The organism is Roseomonas sp. CCTCC AB2023176 (genome assembly GCF_042259275.1).
In the GTDB taxonomy this organism is placed as follows: domain Bacteria; phylum Pseudomonadota; class Alphaproteobacteria; order Acetobacterales; family Acetobacteraceae; genus Roseomonas.
Map to the genome: position 1 here is coordinate 2,766,616 of NZ_CP170086.1, position 17,231 is coordinate 2,783,846.

At 73.2% G+C, this 17,231-nt stretch carries 16 protein-coding genes; 11 read left to right on the forward strand and 5 right to left on the reverse strand.

Features of this window, described 5'->3' with window-relative positions:
• Positions 1–199 precede the first annotated feature (199 nt).
• The 3 genes from argJ (at position 200) to ACE7GA_RS13805 (ending at position 3,548) form a co-directional block, all read left to right on the forward strand.
• A complete protein-coding gene (argJ, locus tag ACE7GA_RS13795; protein WP_376087327.1) occupies positions 200–1,435 on the forward strand; it encodes a bifunctional glutamate N-acetyltransferase/amino-acid acetyltransferase ArgJ in 1,236 nt (411 codons plus the stop codon).
• A complete protein-coding gene (locus ACE7GA_RS13800; protein WP_376087329.1) occupies positions 1,432–2,307 on the forward strand; it encodes a shikimate dehydrogenase family protein in 876 nt (291 codons plus the stop codon). Before argJ ends, ACE7GA_RS13800 begins: the two co-directional genes overlap by 4 nt.
• Positions 2,308–2,579: 272 nt before the next feature.
• The gene (locus tag ACE7GA_RS13805; RefSeq protein WP_376087331.1) at positions 2,580–3,548 is read left to right on the forward strand and encodes an MBL fold metallo-hydrolase; all 969 of its coding nucleotides are present in this window, start codon (positions 2,580–2,582) and stop codon (positions 3,546–3,548) included.
• A 36-nt stretch (positions 3,549–3,584) separates the two neighbouring features.
• Here the strand turns inward: ACE7GA_RS13805 and ACE7GA_RS13810 are convergent, their stop codons facing one another.
• The 3 genes from ACE7GA_RS13810 to ACE7GA_RS13820 all read right to left on the reverse strand — a co-directional run bounded on the left by ACE7GA_RS13810 (position 3,585) and on the right by ACE7GA_RS13820 (position 6,627).
• Entirely contained in the window at positions 3,585–3,839 is a 255-nt protein-coding gene (locus ACE7GA_RS13810; RefSeq protein WP_376087333.1) for a hypothetical protein, read from the reverse strand.
• 257 nt (positions 3,840–4,096) lie between these two features.
• The gene (locus tag ACE7GA_RS13815; protein WP_376087335.1) at positions 4,097–5,065 is read right to left on the reverse strand and encodes a pyridoxal phosphate-dependent aminotransferase; all 969 of its coding nucleotides are present in this window, start codon (positions 5,063–5,065) and stop codon (positions 4,097–4,099) included.
• Between the two features lie 212 nt (positions 5,066–5,277).
• Positions 5,278–6,627 (reverse strand): gamma-glutamyltransferase, encoded by a 1,350-nt coding sequence (locus tag ACE7GA_RS13820; protein ID WP_376087337.1) that lies wholly within the window; start codon positions 6,625–6,627, stop codon positions 5,278–5,280.
• A 207-nt stretch (positions 6,628–6,834) separates the two neighbouring features.
• Here ACE7GA_RS13820 and ACE7GA_RS13825 point away from each other — a divergent pair, with 207 nt between their 5' ends.
• The 5 genes from ACE7GA_RS13825 (at position 6,835) to ACE7GA_RS13845 (ending at position 11,746) form a co-directional block, all read left to right on the forward strand.
• Positions 6,835–7,617 carry a DsbA family protein gene (locus tag ACE7GA_RS13825; protein ID WP_376087339.1) on the forward strand — a complete coding sequence of 261 codons (783 nt, stop codon included), beginning with the start codon at positions 6,835–6,837 and terminating at the stop codon, positions 7,615–7,617.
• Positions 7,610–8,464 carry a tryptophan 2,3-dioxygenase gene (locus ACE7GA_RS13830; RefSeq protein ID WP_376087341.1) on the forward strand — a complete coding sequence of 285 codons (855 nt, stop codon included), beginning with the start codon at positions 7,610–7,612 and terminating at the stop codon, positions 8,462–8,464. The genes ACE7GA_RS13825 and ACE7GA_RS13830 overlap by 8 nt, the downstream gene beginning before the upstream one ends.
• A gap of 67 nt (positions 8,465–8,531) precedes the next feature.
• Positions 8,532–9,782, forward strand: a complete 1,251-nt coding sequence (locus tag ACE7GA_RS13835) for a D-amino acid dehydrogenase (RefSeq protein ID WP_376087343.1) — start codon at positions 8,532–8,534, stop codon at positions 9,780–9,782.
• Between the two features lie 13 nt (positions 9,783–9,795).
• Positions 9,796–10,668, forward strand: a complete 873-nt coding sequence (locus ACE7GA_RS13840; protein ID WP_376087345.1) for a LysR substrate-binding domain-containing protein — start codon at positions 9,796–9,798, stop codon at positions 10,666–10,668.
• Between the two features lie 112 nt (positions 10,669–10,780).
• On the forward strand, positions 10,781–11,746 hold the full coding sequence (locus ACE7GA_RS13845) for a Bug family tripartite tricarboxylate transporter substrate binding protein (protein ID WP_376087347.1): 966 nt from the start codon (positions 10,781–10,783) through the stop codon (positions 11,744–11,746).
• Positions 11,747–11,768: 22 nt separating this feature from the next.
• Here ACE7GA_RS13845 and ACE7GA_RS13850 read toward each other — a convergent pair whose 3' ends face one another.
• Positions 11,769–12,347, reverse strand: a complete 579-nt coding sequence (locus ACE7GA_RS13850) for a YqaA family protein (RefSeq protein WP_376087350.1) — start codon at positions 12,345–12,347, stop codon at positions 11,769–11,771.
• A gap of 183 nt (positions 12,348–12,530) precedes the next feature.
• On the opposite strand from ACE7GA_RS13850, the gene ACE7GA_RS13855 reads away from it, so the two are divergent.
• Positions 12,531–13,583 carry an amino acid ABC transporter substrate-binding protein gene (locus tag ACE7GA_RS13855; RefSeq protein WP_376087352.1) on the forward strand — a complete coding sequence of 351 codons (1,053 nt, stop codon included), beginning with the start codon at positions 12,531–12,533 and terminating at the stop codon, positions 13,581–13,583.
• Positions 13,584–13,640: 57 nt separating this feature from the next.
• Here ACE7GA_RS13855 and ACE7GA_RS13860 read toward each other — a convergent pair whose 3' ends face one another.
• Positions 13,641–14,807 carry an aminotransferase class V-fold PLP-dependent enzyme gene (locus ACE7GA_RS13860; protein ID WP_376087354.1) on the reverse strand — a complete coding sequence of 389 codons (1,167 nt, stop codon included), beginning with the start codon at positions 14,805–14,807 and terminating at the stop codon, positions 13,641–13,643.
• 138 nt (positions 14,808–14,945) lie between these two features.
• On the opposite strand from ACE7GA_RS13860, the gene ACE7GA_RS13865 reads away from it, so the two are divergent.
• Entirely contained in the window at positions 14,946–15,878 is a 933-nt protein-coding gene (locus ACE7GA_RS13865; RefSeq protein ID WP_376087356.1) for a succinylglutamate desuccinylase/aspartoacylase family protein, read from the forward strand.
• 180 nt (positions 15,879–16,058) lie between these two features.
• Positions 16,059–17,222: an ABC transporter substrate-binding protein gene (locus ACE7GA_RS13870; RefSeq protein WP_376087358.1), complete on the forward strand. Its 1,164-nt coding sequence runs from the start codon at positions 16,059–16,061 to the stop codon at positions 17,220–17,222.
• The last annotated feature ends 9 nt before the right edge of the window (positions 17,223–17,231 follow it).

The following is a 17,231-nucleotide window of genomic DNA, read 5'->3' on the forward strand; positions in this document are numbered from 1 at the left end:
ACCGCCAGGGGAAGGCGTCCGGTCCGGTCCAGGTCCGCCCCCACGTCCGCCTGCCGCGCGGCACCACGAAGCCGCAGCGCGTCCGCGCCCACATCCGCGGCCGCCCGCCCGCCGCGCGCTTGTCCCCCCGCCGCCCCTCCTCCATACCGCCTCTCCCGAGCGCCGGCCCCCGCCGGAGCGCCAGCGAAGCGCGCCTGTGATGCCCAACCCGATCCCCGTCTCCCCCCTGATGGTCCCGCTGCCCTCGCTGCCGGAGGTGGCCGGGGTGCGATTGGGCGTCGCCGCCGCCGGCCTGCGCTACCAGGGCCGCCCCGACGTGATGATGATGGAGTTCGCCGAGGGCACGACCGTCGCCGGCGTCTTCACCTCCAACAAGTGCCCCGGCGCACCGATCGACTGGTGTCGCTCCGCCCTCAAGGGAGGCACCGCCCGCGCCCTCGTCGCCAACGCCGGCAACGCCAACGTCTTCACGGGGCGCGCGGGCGTCGAGGCCGTGGAAGCCACCGCCACCGCCGCAGCCGCGCTCGTCGGCTGCGATCAGTCGGAGGTCTTCCTCGCCTCCACCGGCGTCATCGGCCAGGTGATGAACGTCGAAAAGCTCACCGCCGCCCTCCCCGCGCTGCGCGACACCCTGTCCGCCCGCGGCTGGGCCGACGCCGCGCGCGGCATCATGACGACCGACACCTTCCCCAAGGCCTCCGCCCGCACCGCGGAGATCGGCGGCACGGCGGTCACCATCGCCGGCATCGCCAAGGGCTCCGGCATGGTCGCGCCGGACATGGCGACGATGCTCTGCTTCGTCGCGACCGATGCCGCCATCCCCGCCGGCGTCCTCCAGGCCTGCCTGCGCCGCGCGACGGAGGCGTCCTTCAACAACACGACCGTGGACAGCGACACCTCGACCTCGGACACCGTCCTCCTCTTCGCCACGGGCCAGGCAGGCCACCCGAAGGTCGCCGCCTTCTCCGGCGCCTCGCTCGATTCTTTCCAGGCGGCCCTCGACGCCGTCCTCCTCGACCTCGCCCTGCAGGTCGTGCGCGACGGGGAAGGCGCGCAGAAACTCATCCGCATCGACGTCACCGGCGCCGTCAGCGACTCCTCGGCCAAGCGCATCGGCCTCGCCATCGCCAATTCCCCGCTCGTGAAGACCGCCATCGCCGGCGAGGACGCGAACTGGGGCCGCGTCGTCATGGCCGTCGGCAAGGCCGGCGAACCCGCCGACCGCGACCGCCTCTCGGTCGGCATGGGCGGCACCTGGATCGCCAGGGACGGCGGCCTCCGCCCCGACTACGACGAAACCCCCGTCGCCCAGCACATGAAGGGCCGCGAGATCGAGATCACCGTGGACATCGGCCTCGGCAAGGGCCACGCGACGGTTTGGACCTGCGACCTGACGCACGGCTACATCGACATCAACGGGTCCTACCGGTCTTGAAGCCGCGCGTCCTGCTGGGGCTGCTGGGCTACCCGATCGCCCACTCCGCCGCCCCCGCGATGATGGAGGCCGCCGGCGCGTCCGTCGGCCTCGACCTCCGCTACCACCTCATCGCCGTGCAGGACGCGAATGACGACACGATCCGGCGCATCCTCGACGGCCTGCGCCTCATCGGCTTCGCCGGCATCAACGTCACCTTCCCCTACAAGCAGGCCGTCATCCCGCACCTCGACGCGCTGGACGACGGCGCGCGCCAGATCGGCGCCGTGAACTGCATCACGGTCCGCGACGGCCGCCTGACCGGCCACAACACGGACAGCACCGGCTTCCTCGCCGCCCTGCTTGCCACGATCGGCAGCACCACGCTGAGGACCGGCCCCGCCGTCCTCATCGGCGCCGGCGGCGCCGGCCGTGCCATCGCCTGGGCCTTGTCCCAGGCCGGCGTGCCGGAGGTCCGCGTCGTGGACCAGGACCCCACCCGCGCCGCCGCCCTCGCCGCCGAGGCCGGCGAGTGGGGCCCCGCTCGCTTCACCCCCGCGGCATCCGCCGAATCCGCCGCCGAGGGCGCCCGCGGCATCGTCAACGCCTCCCCGGCCGGGATGCTTCCCGACACGACCACCCCGCTCGACTCCGCCGCGCTCCACCCGGGCCACTGGGTCGCCGACGCGGTCTACCACCCCCATGACCCCGCTCCTCCAGGCCGCCCAGCGCCTCGGCTGCCCCCTCATGCCGGGCCGCGAGATGTCCATCGCCCAGGCCGAGGACGGCTTCCGCCTCTTCAGCGGCCACACCGCCCAGCCCGGCGCCATCGCTGCCGCCTTCGACCGGCATATCGCCGCACACTGAAGGCACCGCCCCAGGCGTCACCGTGACCGACGCCGCGCGCACGTGAACCGCGCAGCACGACCAACTCGCAACTCCCACCCGCGGCTTCCGTAGATGACGCACGCCGTCACACGGAGGAACTTAACATGCCGCAAATGTTCGACTGGATCTTCTGGGCCATCCTTGGCCTGCCGACAGCTTTCCTCGTCATCGACTGGCTTTGGAACAAGTAAACGACGCACCGGGCATCAGCCGCGATTTGGCGGACGGGGGCCGCCCCCGCCCGGCAACAACCCGCCCGCCGCCGCGTTCGACCCCCATGCGCCTCCATGTCATCAACTGCGGCTGCATGCGCCCCTATGGCGGCCGGTTCTGGGACGGGCTCACGAACGGCCTCGGTCCCGCGCGCCTGGCCTGCCGATGCCTTGTCGCCGAAGCCGATGACGGACTTGTCCTTGTGGACACCGGCTTCGGCCTCCGCGACATCGAGACGCCGGCCGAACGCCTCCCCGCCATGGCCACCGCCGACCGCCCGGACCTGAACCCGGACGACACCGCCGTCGCCCGTCTCCGCGCCCTCGGCCACCGGCCGGAAGACGTGCGCCACATCGTCATGACGCACCTCGACTTCGACCATGCCGGCGGCATTCACGACTTCCCGAACGCCACGGTCCACGTCCACGCCTTCGAGGCCGCGGCCGCCGTGGAGCGCGCCGGCGTGATCGAGCGCCAGCGCTACCAGCCCGCCCAACTTCCCGCGGACATGAAGACCTACGACCCCCGCGACGCCCGCACCGAATGGATGGGCCTGCAGGCCCTGGCGCTCGAACACGGCGCCCCGTCCGGCATCCTGCTCGTCCCCCTGCCCGGCCACACGCGCGGCCATTGCGGCGTCGCCATCGACACGGGGCGCGCCGAGGGAGGGGGTTGGGTTCTTCACGCCGGCGACGCGATCTTCATGCACAGCGAACTCCGCGCGGAAGGCGCCGCCCCACCGCTGGCCAAGTCCTACGAGGCGATGATGCAGGCCAACGGCGAGGCCAGGCACGCCTCCGCCGCCCTGCTCCGCGGCCTGGCGGCGGAGAGGGCAGGGGAGGTCGAGATCCTCTGCACCCACGACCCCGTCACGCCCCCGGCGACGGCCGCTACGCGACCGGCCCCTGGTCCGACCCGCCGCCCTGACCCCCGCCGCCCTGACGACCGCTCCGTCAGGAACGCCGACCCGGAGGACCTCCACCCGCGGCAACCCCTCGACGCACGGCCTGCACCCCACAGGCGGTCGCCCTGACACGGTGATGCCCGCGACCGCCAGCCCAAAGCCGGCCTAGCCGCGGAGGAGCGACCCCACCACGAAGCCCGCCGCCGCCACGCCTCCCGGCAGGAAGTGCGACCGCAGCAGTCCCGCCGCCGCACCCGCCGTCCGCGCCAGCGGATCGTCCCCCGCCCGCCGCGCCCAGCTTCCGGCAGGCACCAGCGCCGTCGCCATGAGCACCGCGAGCGCGGCCACCACCCCGCCCCCGAGCACCACCGCGCCGAGCCGCAGGTCCACCGCCCCCACCGCCCAGGGCAGCGCCAGCAACCCGACCGCCGACCGCCACCGGCGCCAGCAGGAACCCGGCCACCCCCGCGGCCTCGTCCAGCACCCCCGCGCGCGACGGCAGCGTGAACAGCCCGCCCAGCAGCACCGCGACGTAGATCGCCACCGCGTCGCCCACCGCCCCGCGCGGCATGACGTAGAGCACCCGCGCCGCCTCCACCGCCGCCAGCACCAGCAGCGTCACGCCGGCACGCAGCAGGAACGTAGGGTCGAAGGCGGTCGGAAGGCGGAACACGCCCCTATCGCTGCAACCACCGCGCCAGCCGTCCCGGCGCCTGCGCGATGTCACCCTCCGCCCCGCAATAGGAGAACCGCACGAATCGCGCCCCGCGCTCCGCGTCGAAGTCCACGCCCGGCGTCGCCGCGATCCCCGCTTCCGCCAGCATGCGCGCGCAGAAGTCCGGGCTGTCATTCGTCAGGCGCCCCACGTCGCACCACAGGTAGAAGGCGCCGTCCGCCTGCGCGATCCGGTCGAACCCCGCCGCCGGCAGCCCCGCCAGCAGCACCTCCCGGTTGCGCCGATAGGCCGCGCGGTTGCCCTCCAGCTCCTCCACGCAGTCGAAGGCCGCCTCCGCCGCGACCTGCGCCACGTGCGGCGCGGAGATGAACATGTTCTGCGCGATCCGCTCGACCGGCCGCACCAGATCCTCCGGCAGCACCATCCAGCCGATGCGCCACCCCGTCATCGAGAAGTACTTGCTGAACGAATTCACGACGATGGCGGAATCCGAATGCGCCGCCGCCGTCGCCTCCGTCATGCCGTAGGACAGCCCGTGGTAGATCTCGTCGGAGATCAGCCGCACCCCGTTCGCCGCGCACCAGCGCGCGATGGCCGCCAGTTCCTCCGGCGCCAGCATCGTCCCCGCGGGATTGCACGGGGAGGCGACGATCAGCCCCGCCGGCCGCGGGTCCAGCCGCTCCAGCATGGCGACCGTCGGCTGGAAGCGCGTGCAGGCGTCGCAGGGCAGCGCCTGCGGCACCATCCCCAGCGCCGTCAGGACGTTCACGTAGGGCGGGTAGTAGGGCGCGGCCATCGCCACCCGGTCCCCCGGATCGAAGGCCGCGAGGAAGGCCAGCGGGAACGCCCCCGACGCCCCGACCGTCACCGCCACCCGCTCCGCCGGGATGGCGTGCCCGTAGCGCGCCGCATGATGAGCCGCGATGCGCGCGCGCAGCGACCGCAGCCCGAAGGCCTCGGTATACCCCATGGGCAGCCCGTCCCGCAGCGCGCAATCGCAGCCTCTGCGGCCCCGCGCGGCGCGCCCGTCCCGGGCTGTCCCACCTCCATCCGCAGCACGCCGGGCTCGCCGGGCCGCAGCGACGCGGCCCGCGCATTCGCCGCCGCGATCACGTCCATGACGAGGAAGGGCGGCGCGTGCGCCCCCCGCCCGACCTTCAGCCCCATGGCAACAGCGTCACGTCAGTTCCCGCCCGAGGCCAGCCCGGTCCCCCGCGGATCCGCGATCGCCGCGCAGGTATTTGCCCCGATCCCGCTGCAGGAAATGGCGACGGCGCGCCCGGGCTCCGGCGCCCCCGCCACCACCGCGTCCGGCAACGAGGCGCGGCGCACCAGGTGCAGCCCCGCGGGCCCGCCCGCCGCCGCCGGTGCCGCGCCCTGGCCCGACCCCGCGCCGGCGTAGCGCATCTGCGACGTCGGCGCGTTCGCCACCAGCAGCATGCCGAGCGGTGGCGGCGTCACCGCCCCGATGTTCGGCGCCGCCGCGAGCAGGAAGCCCATCCCCGGCGCGACCCGGCCCGTCCCGAACAGGTTGTTCATCGTGAAGGCGCAGGTCACCGCTCCGCCGTCCCGGTCCTGCGCCACCAGCGCCGTGCTGGCCGGCACCGTGCCGCCGACCGCGCCGGGCGCCTGCCCGTTCGCCGCGGCCCGGAAGGCCGCGAGCGTAGCGCCGCCATCCACCGCCAACGGCGGCGTGTAGAGCACGTCGCTCCCCAGCCGTTCCGACACCGGCGCCACGGCCTGCGGCAGGGCGGCCCGCAATTCCGGCACCGTGAGCGCCCCGCCGGCGATCGCGCTCGCCGCCTCCAGCCGCCGCGCCAGCCCGCCCTGGTGCAGGTCGCCGACCCCCGCCGTCCGCATCGCAGCCAGGGTGGTCGCGAGGTCCGGCTGGACGAGGTTCTGCCCGACGCCCGGCACCTGCCCGCCCGGCGCGAAGACGGCCCGCGCGCCCGGATCGGCCATCAGCGGCCCGGATACCGCCGAAAGGTCTTCCGCCAGCGCCCGCGACACCGTCGTGCCGAACCGCGCCAAGGCCTCGGCCGGGGCGATCGTCTCCTCGAAGGGCCGGCGCCCCTGCCGCGCGTGCAGCGCGAAGAGGCCGCGCGCCATCAGCGGCACCGCGGCGGGACGGTCCGCCCCCGCCGGAACGCCGGACCGCGCGCCGGGGAGGAAGACGAAGGCCTCCGTCTCATTGCGGCGCGGGTTGTAGGCGAGGCACGCCCCGCCGCCCCCGATCCCCGCCCGCGAGGGCAGCGTCACGGACAGCGCGAAGGCCGCCGCCGCAGCAGCATCCGCCGCCGACCCCCCGGCCGAGAGCATGTCGCGCCCGACGACCGCCGCGCGCGGCTCCTCGGCGACCACGTATCCCACGAAACCCGTGACGTAGCCGCGCTGCCCGGGCTGCGCCTGGGTCCCGCCGCTCACGACGCTCGAGAGGGAGGAGCAGCCCGCCAGCAGCACCGCGGAGGCCGCCAGCGCCGTCCGCCGGGCCATGCCCCCGCCCCGCACACGGGCGGTCCACCCTCGCTGCATCGCGTCCTCCGGCATCGTTCCGGCCGCGGCGCGGCCGTCCTCGTCGCCGCGTTCCTGGCCACAGCGTAGCCGCGGGCGCAAGGGGAGGGCCCCCCCGCCCCCCTGACCTCACTGCCCCTGCGCCGCGCCTGCCGCCCCGCCCGCAAGGCCCTTGCGCCCCGCCTCCCGACGGGCCACGCCTTCCTCCCGGACCACAAGGACTCCCCGATGCGGCGCTTCCTCCTCGCCCTGGCCGCCAGCGTCACCCTCGCCGGCGCCGCCCCCGCGCAGACCACTCCTTCGCCGACCACCCCGCCGCAACCCGCCGCGGCGCCCTCCTTCACGACGGAGCAGCGGGAGGAGATCGTCTCCGTCCTGCGGGACGCCCTGCGCCGCGACCCCTCCATCCTCCGTGACGCCATCGGCGCCCTGCAGGAGAGCGACCGAGCCGCGCAGGAGGAAACCCGCCGCCAGGCGCTCCTCGCCAACGCCGAGGCCCTGTTCCGCACCGCCGACGACCCGATCAAGGGCAACGCCCGCGGCGACGTGACGATCGTCGAGTTCTTCGACGCGCGATGCGGCTACTGCCGGTCCTTCCAGCCCGCGCTGAACCAGTTGCTCCAGCGCGACCGCAACGTGCGTGTCGTGCTGAAGGACCTGCCGATCCTCGGCCCCAACTCCACCCTCGCCAGCCGCGCCCTCCTCGCCGCCCAGCGCCAGGGCAAGTACGAGGCGCTGCACGACGCCCTCATGCGCCTGCGCACCGACACGCCGGAAACGGTCATCCAGGCCGAGGCCCAGCGCGCCGGCCTCGACTGGGCGCGCCTGCGCCGCGACATGGACGACCCCGCGATCATGCGCCGCATCGAGACGAACCTCGCCCTCGCCCAGCGCCTCGGCGTCGAGGGCACGCCGGCGCTGGTCATCGGCGACCGCCTGATCCCCGGCGCGATCGAACTCCCCGACCTCGAGCGCTACGTCCGCGAGGCGCGGGAAGGCCGCCGTGGCTGACGGCCCCTCCGGGCCCGAGCACGCGCCGCGGGAAGGCGCGGGCATCCGCACCGACTTCTCGGAGCGGATGTCCTACACGGACTACCTCAACCTCGACGCGCTCCTGGCCGCGCAGCAACCGCTCTCCGACCAGCACGACGAGATGCTCTTCATCGTCATCCACCAGGTCCAGGAACTGTGGATGAAGCTGATGAACCGGGAACTGGAACTGGCCTGCGCGCGCCTCCGCGCCGACGACCCCGGGCAAGCCTTCAAGGCGATGGCCCGCGTCTCCTCCATCCAGCGCCAGCTCGTCTCCGCCTGGGACGTGCTGACGACGATGACGCCCGCCGACTACCTCTCCTTCCGCGGCTCGCTCGGCTCCTCCTCCGGCTTCCAGTCCTGGGGCTACCGCCTGCTGGAGATCAAGCTGGGCGCCCGCGACGCCTTCATGCTGCGTCCCCACGCGCACCGGCAGGACATCCGGGCGGTGCTCGAGGGCGCCTTCCACGCGCCGTCCCTCTACGACGAGGCGCTGGCCCTGCTGTCCCGGCGCGGCATCCCCGTCCCGCGCGAGGTCCTCGACCGCGACCCCGCCACGCCGCACCAGCCGAACGAAGGCGTCGTCGCGGCCTGGGAAACCGTCTACCGCGACAGCGCCCGTCTCTTCGACCTCTACGAACTCGCCGAGGAACTCGTGGACCTCGACGACGCCCACCGCACCTGGCGCTTCCGGCACATGAGCACGGTGGAACGCATCATCGGCGGCCGCACCGGCACGGGCGGCTCCGCCGGCGTTTCCTACCTCGCCAAAGCCGTGGAGCGCCGCTTCTTCCCGGAACTCTGGACGGTGCGGGGACGGCTATAACCCCGGCGCATGCCGGGCCAGCCCACGCGCATTCGACGGCCGTCCGCGCTTCCGCCATCCTGACGGCGTGAAAGTCCTCGTCCTCGGCGCCGGCGTGACCGGGTTGGCCGCCGCCTATTGCCTCGCGCGCGACGGCCACGCCGTCACCATCCTCGAACGCCGCCGCGGCGTCGCGCTGGAAACCTCGCACGCCAACGGAGGGCAACTCTCCTACTCCTACGTCGCCCCGCTCGCCGGCCCCGGCATCATCTCCAAGCTGCCGGTCTGGCTCCTGCGCGGCGACAGCCCCGTGCGCTTCCGCCCGCGCCTGGACCCGCATCAGTGGGAATGGGGCCTGCGTTTCCTCGCCGCCTGCAACGCGCGCGACGCCGACCTTTCGACCCGCCGCCTGCTCCTCCTCTCGTTCCTGTCCCGCGACCTGACTCGCGCCGTGATCGAGGACGAGGCGATCGACTGCGCCTTCCGCCACGCCGGCAAACTCGTCGTCTATTCCGACGCGCCGGGCTTCGAAGCCGCGAAGCGCCTCCTCGACTACCAGCGTCAGCTGGGTTCCGAACAGGAAGCCCTGACCGCCGCCGAGTGCCTCACGATCGAACCTTCCCTCTCCCGCATCGCGCACCGCCTCGCCGGCGGCATCCTCACGCGCGGGGAGGACGCGGCGGAATGCCGCCTGTTCTGCGCCGGCCTCGAATCCGCGATGCGCGACGGCAACCTCGGCGTCGAGTTCCGATTCGGCCAGGAGGCCCGCCAGATCCTCCTCGCCGGCAACCGCGTCGTCGGCGTCGCGACGGACCAGGACGTGATCGAACCCGACGCCGTCGTGATGTCCATGGGCGTCGGCGCCACGCGCCTGCTCCGCCCCCTCGGCATCCGCGCGCCGATCTATCCGCTGAAGGGCTACTCCCTCACGCTCCCCATCCACCGCGACGACGCGGCGCCGCGGATCAGCGTCACGGACTACGCGCACAAGACCGTCTATGCCCGCCTCGGCCGCGACCTGCGCGTCGCGGGGATGGCGGACATCGTCGGCTATTCCACCGACTTCGACCTCTCCCGCCTCGACCTCCTGATCCGCCAGGCGCAGGAAGCCTTCCCCGACGCGACGGACTGGCGGACGCTGCGCCCTTGGGCCGGCCTGCGCCCCGCGACGCCATCCTGGCTGCCCATCCTCGGCCCCGCGCCGGGCATCCCGAACCTGCACCTCAACATCGGCCATGGCGGCCTCGGCTTCACGCTAGCCATGGGATCGGGCCGCGTCGTCGCCGACCTCCTCGCCGGCCGTCCCGCGCCGATCCCGCTGGACGGCTTCACCCCGTGATGCGCTCCCTTCCATGAGACTGCGCCACGCGGAAGTCCTGCGCGCCGTCATGCTCTCAGGCACCGTCTCCGGCGCCGCGCAACTCCTGAACATGTCGCAGCCCGCCGCCACCCGCGCGCTGCAGCAGGCGGAGGACGCGCTGGGCTTCCGCCTCTTCGACCGCGTGAAGGGCCGCCTGCACCCCACCCCCGAAGCCCTCGCCCTGCACGCGGAAGGCGAGCGCGTCTTCGCCGGCCTCGACCACCTCCGCCGCCTCGCCCGCTCCCTCCGCGCCGGCGGGGGCGGCCGCCTGCGCGTCGCCGCGGCCCCGGCGCTGTCCCTCGACATCCTCCCCCGCGCCATCGCCGCCTTCCGCCGCCGTCACCCCGACACGGTGCTGGAGGTCGAGACGCTGCACGCCGCGGAAGTCGCCGAAGGCGTGCTCCTGCGCGAACTCGACCTCGGTTTCGCCTTCGACCCGCCGCCGCATCCCGGCCTCACCCGCACCGACGTCGCGCAGGGCACCCTCGTCGCGATCTTCCCGCCGGGTCACGCGGGACGCGGCGACTGCACGCTCGCCGACCTCGCGGCCCTACCCTTCATCGGCCTGCGCGGCGCCGACCCGCTCGGCATCGCCTTCGAATCGGCATGCCGCGCCGCGGAGGTCACGCTCTCCCCCGCCGTCGAGGTGCAGACCTACCACGTCGCCCTCTCCCTCGTGGCCCAGGGCGTCGGCGCCGCGGTCGTGGACGCCTACACCGCCCGCTCCGCCGGGGGACGCGTCACCCTCCGCCCCCTCGCGCCGGCGATCCCCTTCCCCGTCGCCTGCGTCCAGGCCGCGCACCGCGCGCCGTCAGCCACCGCGGGCCGCTTCGTCGAGGCCTTCCGCCAGGCCATCGCCGCCTGACCTGACCGGAACGGACGCGGCCGCATGCAGTGGCGGCATAGGCCCTGAACAGCTTTCGATTGGCTGCCCGCCTCCGCGCCACGCATGGATGCAGGACCGCCGGGGATGCTCCATGCCGCACCGTGTCAGCCGCCGCGCCGTGCTCCCGCTCCTCGCCTGTCCCGCCGTCGCGCGGGCGCAGGGCGCCTGGCCGAACGGACCCATCCGCCTTGTCGTGCCCTTCGCACCGGGCAGCCAGCCCGACCTCATGGGGCGCCTCGTCGCGGACCCGCTCGGCGCGGCCCTCGGCGTTCCCGTCGTCGTCGAGAACCGGCCCGGCGTCGCCGGCAATCTCGGCACCGAAGCCGTCATACGGGCCCGGCCGGATGGACAGACCCTGCTCTTCGGCACGGTGAACAACGCGATCAACCAGACCTTCTTCCGCCCCGCCTTCGACTGGCTGCGGGACCTGGGGCCGATCGCGGCGATCTACATGACGCCGAACGTCGTCCTCGTGAATGCGGCGCTCCCCGCGTCGTCGCTCGCGGACCTCGTCGCGCTCGCGAAGGATCAGCCCGGACGCCTCAACTTCGCCTCTTCCGGCAGCGGGACCTCGCTGCACCTGGCGGGGGAGCTGCTGAACCAGATCGCCGGGATCGCGATGGTGCACGTCCCCTACCGCGCCGCCGCCGCGGCCGCGCAGGACCTGGAGGCCGGGCGCGTGCAGGTCATGTTCGACAACCTCGCCCCCGCGCTCGCGCGGATCGAGGGCGGCCGCGTCCGGGCCCTTGCCACCACCGCGCCGGTCCGCTCATCCCGCCTGCCGGACATGCCGACGGCCGCCGAAGCCGGTTTCCCCGGCCTGACCATGCTCATCTGGGGCGGCCTTTTCGCCCCGGCCCGCACGCCGCCAGCCGTCATGGCCCGGCTCTCCGCGGAATGCGCTGACATCGTCGCCTCGCCGGCCCTGGCGGCGCGGCTCGACGCCCTCGGCTCCGTCGCGCCCGAACGCGACCGCGGCGCGTTCCGTGCCTTCACCGTCGCCGAGACGGAGCGCTGGGGACACGTCGTCACCCTCTCCGGCGCGAAGCCGGACTGATGCTTCGCGACGGCGCCGCGCGTCAGAGATACCGCAGCGCCACGAAGCCCAGCACGACCGCCACGGCCGCACCGGTGGTTACGAGCGTCAGCCGCCGCTCGATGAAATCCCTGATCGGCGGCCCGAACCGCCGGAGCAGTGCCGCCAGCAGGAAGAACCGCGCCCCCCGCGTCACGACGCTCGCCGCCAGGAACACCGCGAAGTCGAACTTCGCCGCACCGGAAGCGATGGTGACGAGCTTGTAGGGGATCGGCGTCAGCCCCTTCACCAGGATCACCAGTGCCCCCCACCGGTCGTACCACCCCTGGAACCGCGCCAGCGCATCGGCATGGCCGTAGGCGCGCAGCACCGGCTCCGCGAGCGCCTCGAACAGGAAGAACCCGATCAGGTAGCCCGCGATCCCGCCGAGCACCGACGCGATCGTGCAGGTCAGCGCGTAGCGGTACGCGCGATCCGGCCGCGCGAGGCACATCGGCACCAGCATCGCGTCCGGCGGGATCGGGAAGACGCTGCTCTCCGCGAAACTCACCGCCGCCAGATAGCGCCCGGCATGTCGATGCGCCGAAAGCGCGAGCACGCGGTCGTAGAGAGCACGCAGCATGGGAACCCGGCAGGACAGCGTTCGCCGCTTCGCACGCCCCCCGCCCCGTGGCAACGCGCGCCCCGCCGCGCATACCGCGGGGTCATGCCCGCCGCAGGCCCCGGCATTGGCGCCACCCCCGCCCCTCGGGCAGGATGCCCATCGAATCACGCCCGGATCGAACCGGGCCTGGGGGACAGAAGAATGAAGTTGCCGTCATTCCTCGGCGCCATCGGCGCCGCACTCGTCGCAGCGCCGCTCGCCTGGGCGCAGGCGCCCGCGCAGCCCGCCGCACCGGCGGCGCAGCGCGGCGCCACCCCGATCTTCGATTCCGTCCGCGGCCGCGACGCCATCCGCTGCGGCGTCTCCCAGGGCACGCCCGGCTTCTCCGTCCCCGGCTCCCAGGGCCAATGGACCGGCTTCGACGTGGAGTTCTGCCGTGCCCTCGCCGCCGCCGTCCTCGGTGACCCGAACAAGGTGCGCTACCAGCCCTACTCCGCGCAGCAGCGCTTCACCGCGCTCCAGAGTGGCGAGATCGACGTCCTCTCCCGCAACACGACCTGGACCTTCCAGCGCGACATCCAGCTCGGCCTCGAATTCGTCGGCGTCGCCTATTACGACGGCGCCGGCTTCCTCGCCCGCCGCTCGCCCGGCCTCGAACGCTCCGTCCAGCTCGACGGCGCCACCGTCTGCGTGCAGACCGGCACGACGAACGAACTCATCGTCGCCGACTTCGCCCGCGCCAACCGCATCCGCCTGACGCCGCTGGTGATGCAGAACCTCGAGGAAATTCTCCAGGCCCTCTTCTCCGGCCGCTGCGACGCCTTCAACTGGGACCGCGCCGCGCTCGCCGGCACCCGCCTCCGCGCGCCCAATCCCAACGACTTCGTGCTGCTGCCGGAGGTCCTGTCGAAGGAGCCCTATTCCCCCGTCGTCGCCCAGGGCGACCAGCGCTGGCTGGAAATCGTCCGCTGGACCCTCTTCGCCCTCATCGAGGCGGAGGAGAACGGCATCACCCAGGCCAACGTGGACGAGATGCTCCGCACCCCCGACCCGCAGATCCAGCGCCTGCTCGGCGTCACCGGCGGCTTCGGGACCATGATGGGCCTCTCCGACCGCTGGGCCTACAACGCCATCAAGGCCGTCGGAAACTACGGCGAGATGTTCGAGCGCACCCTGACGCCCATGGGCATCGACCGCGGCGTGAACCGCCTCTGGAGCCGCGGCGGCCTGATCTACGCGCCGGCGATGCGGTAGCGTTGATGGAGGTCCGGAGGGAGGGCAAGGCCCTCCCTCCGCAGTCACCCGCACCCCCTAAGCCGCCGCGCGGAGCCCCGTCGCCAGGTGTTCCATGCGTTCGTTCAGCGCGTCCACCTCGGCTTCCGTCTGGTAGGGTCCGAAGCCGAAGCGCAGCCGGCGGCCGCGGCGGTCGATGACGATGTCGGCGGCTTCCAGGCGGCGGTGCCAGTCCTCCGCGTCCTCCGTCTCGAACGCCAGGAAGTTGCCGCGGCGATCCTCCGACAGCGGCACGGCCAGCCGCCACTCGTCGAAGACGGCACCGCGCAGCCCGGCGCAGAAGCGTTCGCCCATGGCCAGCGCGTGGTCGTGCACGGCCTCCACCGTCAGCCCCACGCGGTCGAACCAGCGCATGGCCGCGTCCAGCCGGTAGAGCCCCGACGGATCGAAGGTCGCGCCCAGGAAGCGCCCGCCGTCGCCGGCATATTCGATCTTGCCATCGGACCGCGACAGCGCCCCGAAGCCCGCGAACCAGCCGGTGTCGCGGGGCCGCGGCAGCCAGCCCGGCGGGCAGTGCAGGAAGCAGCAGCCTTCCCCGGCCATCGCGTACTTGTACCCGCCGCCCACGTAGAAAACGCGGTTGGCGACGCGCGACAGGTTCACGGGACGGGCCATGAAGGCGTGGTACCCGTCCACCACGACGATCGCCTCCCGCCCCGCATGCGCCAGGTCCTCCAGCCCCTCCACCGCGGCGCCGGTGCCGTAGAACACCTCGCTCACCCAGATCAGGTCGAAGCCGGAGCGCGCGAGGTCGCAGAGCCGTGGCAGGCAGGAGGCCGCCGGCTCCGACGGCACGCGGGTCACGTGCAGCAGCCCCTCCTCCTCCATCCGCGCAACCTGGCGGGAGAAGGAATGGAACTCCCCATCCGTCGTCAGCACCCGCGGCACGTGGTCGATCGTGAGGGAGGAGAGGATCCGCCGCACGAAGTCATGCGTGTTCGGCGCGAAGGCGATGGTGCGCGGGTCGGGCAACCCGAGATACCGCGCGACATGCCCCTGGCACGCCGCCGTCACCGGCCCCAGCACCTGCTCCCACTTCCCGTCCTGCAGCCGTGCCGCATCGTCCCAGGCCTGCAGCTGCGCCTCGCGGGTCGCGTCTGGCCAGGGGTGATGCGAATGCGCCGCGAAGTGCAGCCGCCCCGGCACGGCGTTCAGGAAGCGGGAGAAATGCGCGCGAAGGTCCATGAACCCGCCTGGAATTGTCGTTCGCGACATAGCGTCTAGACTGCCGCCCGGGAGAGGGGGAATGGGTTTCACGCCGCGACGATCGCCGCAGTCGGATCCGCGCGCCTCAAGCATGGCGGAATCGCTGCCCTGACCGGCATGCTGGACACCCCCAGCCTGGCCGTGCGCATCCCCGTCCCGGACCTGCATCCGGTGCTGGCGGGCAACGCGCTGCCGGGCGTCTGGACCTTCGATTCCGGCGTCGCCGGCCCGCACGTCGTCGTCGTCTCCCTTGTCCACGGCAATGAATTCGCGGGCGCCGTCGTGCTCCGCCGCTGGCTGCTGGACGGCCTGCGCCCGTCGCGTGGACGCCTGACCCTCGTTTTCGCCAACCTCGCGGCCTTCGCGCGCTTCGACCCCGCCGACCCCACCCTCTCCCGTTACGTGGATGAGGACCTGAACCGCGTCTGGCGCCCCGAATGGCTCGACGGCCCGCGTGACAGCGCGGAGATCCGCCGCGCACGGGAACTCCGCCCCGTCGTCGAGTCCGCCGACATCCTCATCGACCTCCACTCGATGCTCTGGCCCTCCGACCCGCTCGTTCTGTGCGGAAGAACGTCGCGCGCCCGCGCGCTCGCGCTCTCCCTCGCCGGCCCCGAAATCGTGGTCGCCGAAGACGCACACCCGGAAGGAGGCCGCCTCCTCGACCACGCGGATTTCGCGGCCGAGGACGGTCACCGCACCGCGCTCCTCGTCGAGGGCGGCCAGCACTGGGAATCAGGGACCGTCGAAGTCCTGGAAGCCGCCGTCGCATCCATCCTCCGCCACGCCGGCCTGATCCCCCCAAGGCCCGCCCGGAAGGTCGCCAAGAGCCTCTGGCGCGTCACCCAGGGCATCGTCGCGGCCACGCGCGACTTCACCTTCGTCACGCCGGTCCGCGGCGGGCAGGTCGTGCCCGCGGCCGGAACCCTCATCGCCCGCGACGGCGCGGCGGACATCCGCACGCCGCACGACGACTGCATGCTGGTGATGCCCACGCCCCGTATCATGCGGGGGCACCTCGCCGTGCGCCTCGCGCGCCAAGCCGGCTGATCGCACCACCACGCCCGCGGCCCCGGCCACCGGCCCATCCCCGTCCAGGCCGTCTCCCCTCGCCGGGCGGAACGGGCCTCACATGGCGGAGAGTTAACCTGCCCTCCGCCCTCCGGTTCTCATCCGCCACTTGCAGATGCGACTAACTCTCAATAACGCTTGGCCCGTCCGGAGCCCCGCATGTCCCTCAGCACCCGTCGCACCCTCCTCGGCGCCGCCGCCCTCCTGGCCGCCCCCTCCATCCTGTCCCCGGGGGTCCGGGCGCAGGCCGCCCGCACGGCCCGCGTCACCGACATCGCCGGACGCACCGTGGACATCCCCCGCGGCGCCCGCCGCATCGTGCCGGGGGAGGGCCGGCTGCTGCACGCCACCGTGCTGATGGATCGCGACCGGCCCTTCGACCGCATCGCCGCCTGGGGCAACGACCTCCGCCTCTACGACCCGGACGCCTTCCGCCGCTATGGCGCCAGCTTCCCTGCGATGGCCCGCATCCCCGAACTCGGCTCCTCCGCCTCCGGCGACTTCAGCGTGGAGCGCGTGATCTCCCTCGACGCCGATGCCGTCGTCTTCACCACCTCCTCCCTCCGTCGCATGCAGGAGACCGGCGCGATCGACAAACTCGCCCGCGCCGGCATCCCCAGCGTCTTCGTCGATTTCCGCGAGGAGATGACGAAGAACACCGTCCCCTCCCTCCGCCTCCTCGGCACGCTCTTCGATCGCGACGACGCCGCGCAGGCCTACATCGCCTTCTACGAAACCGAACTCGCCCGCGTGCACGACCGCGTCGCCACGCTGACCGACGCCCAGAAGCCCCTCGTCTTCATCGAGCAGGCCGCGGGCTACGATCCCAACGAATGCTGCCGCACCTGGGGCAACGGCTACCTCGGCGCGCTGGTCGCGGAAGCCGGCGGCCGCAACTGGGGTTCGTCCCGCTTCCCGGGCGCCGGCGGCATGGTGAACCCCGAAGCCATCCTCACCGACGACCCCGACGTCATTATCGGCACCGGTGCCAACTGGGCCGAGACGAAGCCCGATGTCACCAGCGTCCTCCTCGGCTACGACGCGAAGCCCGACGACGTGCGACGTCGCCTCGAAGCCCTGGCCCGCCGCCCCGTCTTCGCGAACCTCCGCGCGACGCGCGCCGGCCGGTTCCACTCGATCTACCACCAGTTCTACATGAGCCCGTACCACGTCGTGGCCCTGCAGGCCTTCGCGAAGTGGTGCCACCCCGACCTCTTCGCCGACCTCGACCCCGACGCGACCTTCCGCGACCTGCACGCACGCTTCCTGCCCATCCCCTTCGGCGGCCAGTTCTGGGCGACGCTCGAACCCGCGCGGGGCTGAGATGCGGGG

Coding starts and splice junctions, on each gene's coding strand:
- ACE7GA_RS13815 (WP_376087335.1), bottom strand. CDS start 5,065: ATGGGGTATACCGAGGCCTTCGGGCTGCGGTCGCTGCGCGCGCGCATC.
- ACE7GA_RS13860 (WP_376087354.1), bottom strand. CDS start 14,807: ATGGACCTTCGCGCGCATTTCTCCCGCTTCCTGAACGCCGTGCCGGGG.
- ACE7GA_RS13825 (WP_376087339.1), top strand. CDS start 6,835: ATGCGGCGCTTCCTCCTCGCCCTGGCCGCCAGCGTCACCCTCGCCGGC.
- ACE7GA_RS13865 (WP_376087356.1), top strand. CDS start 14,946: ATGCTGGACACCCCCAGCCTGGCCGTGCGCATCCCCGTCCCGGACCTG.
- ACE7GA_RS13855 (WP_376087352.1), top strand. CDS start 12,531: ATGAAGTTGCCGTCATTCCTCGGCGCCATCGGCGCCGCACTCGTCGCA.
- ACE7GA_RS13845 (WP_376087347.1), top strand. CDS start 10,781: ATGCCGCACCGTGTCAGCCGCCGCGCCGTGCTCCCGCTCCTCGCCTGT.
- ACE7GA_RS13850 (WP_376087350.1), bottom strand. CDS start 12,347: ATGCTGCGTGCTCTCTACGACCGCGTGCTCGCGCTTTCGGCGCATCGA.
- argJ (WP_376087327.1), top strand. CDS start 200: ATGCCCAACCCGATCCCCGTCTCCCCCCTGATGGTCCCGCTGCCCTCG.
- ACE7GA_RS13805 (WP_376087331.1), top strand. CDS start 2,580: ATGCGCCTCCATGTCATCAACTGCGGCTGCATGCGCCCCTATGGCGGC.
- ACE7GA_RS13820 (WP_376087337.1), bottom strand. CDS start 6,627: ATGCAGCGAGGGTGGACCGCCCGTGTGCGGGGCGGGGGCATGGCCCGG.
- ACE7GA_RS13840 (WP_376087345.1), top strand. CDS start 9,796: ATGAGACTGCGCCACGCGGAAGTCCTGCGCGCCGTCATGCTCTCAGGC.
- ACE7GA_RS13870 (WP_376087358.1), top strand. CDS start 16,059: ATGTCCCTCAGCACCCGTCGCACCCTCCTCGGCGCCGCCGCCCTCCTG.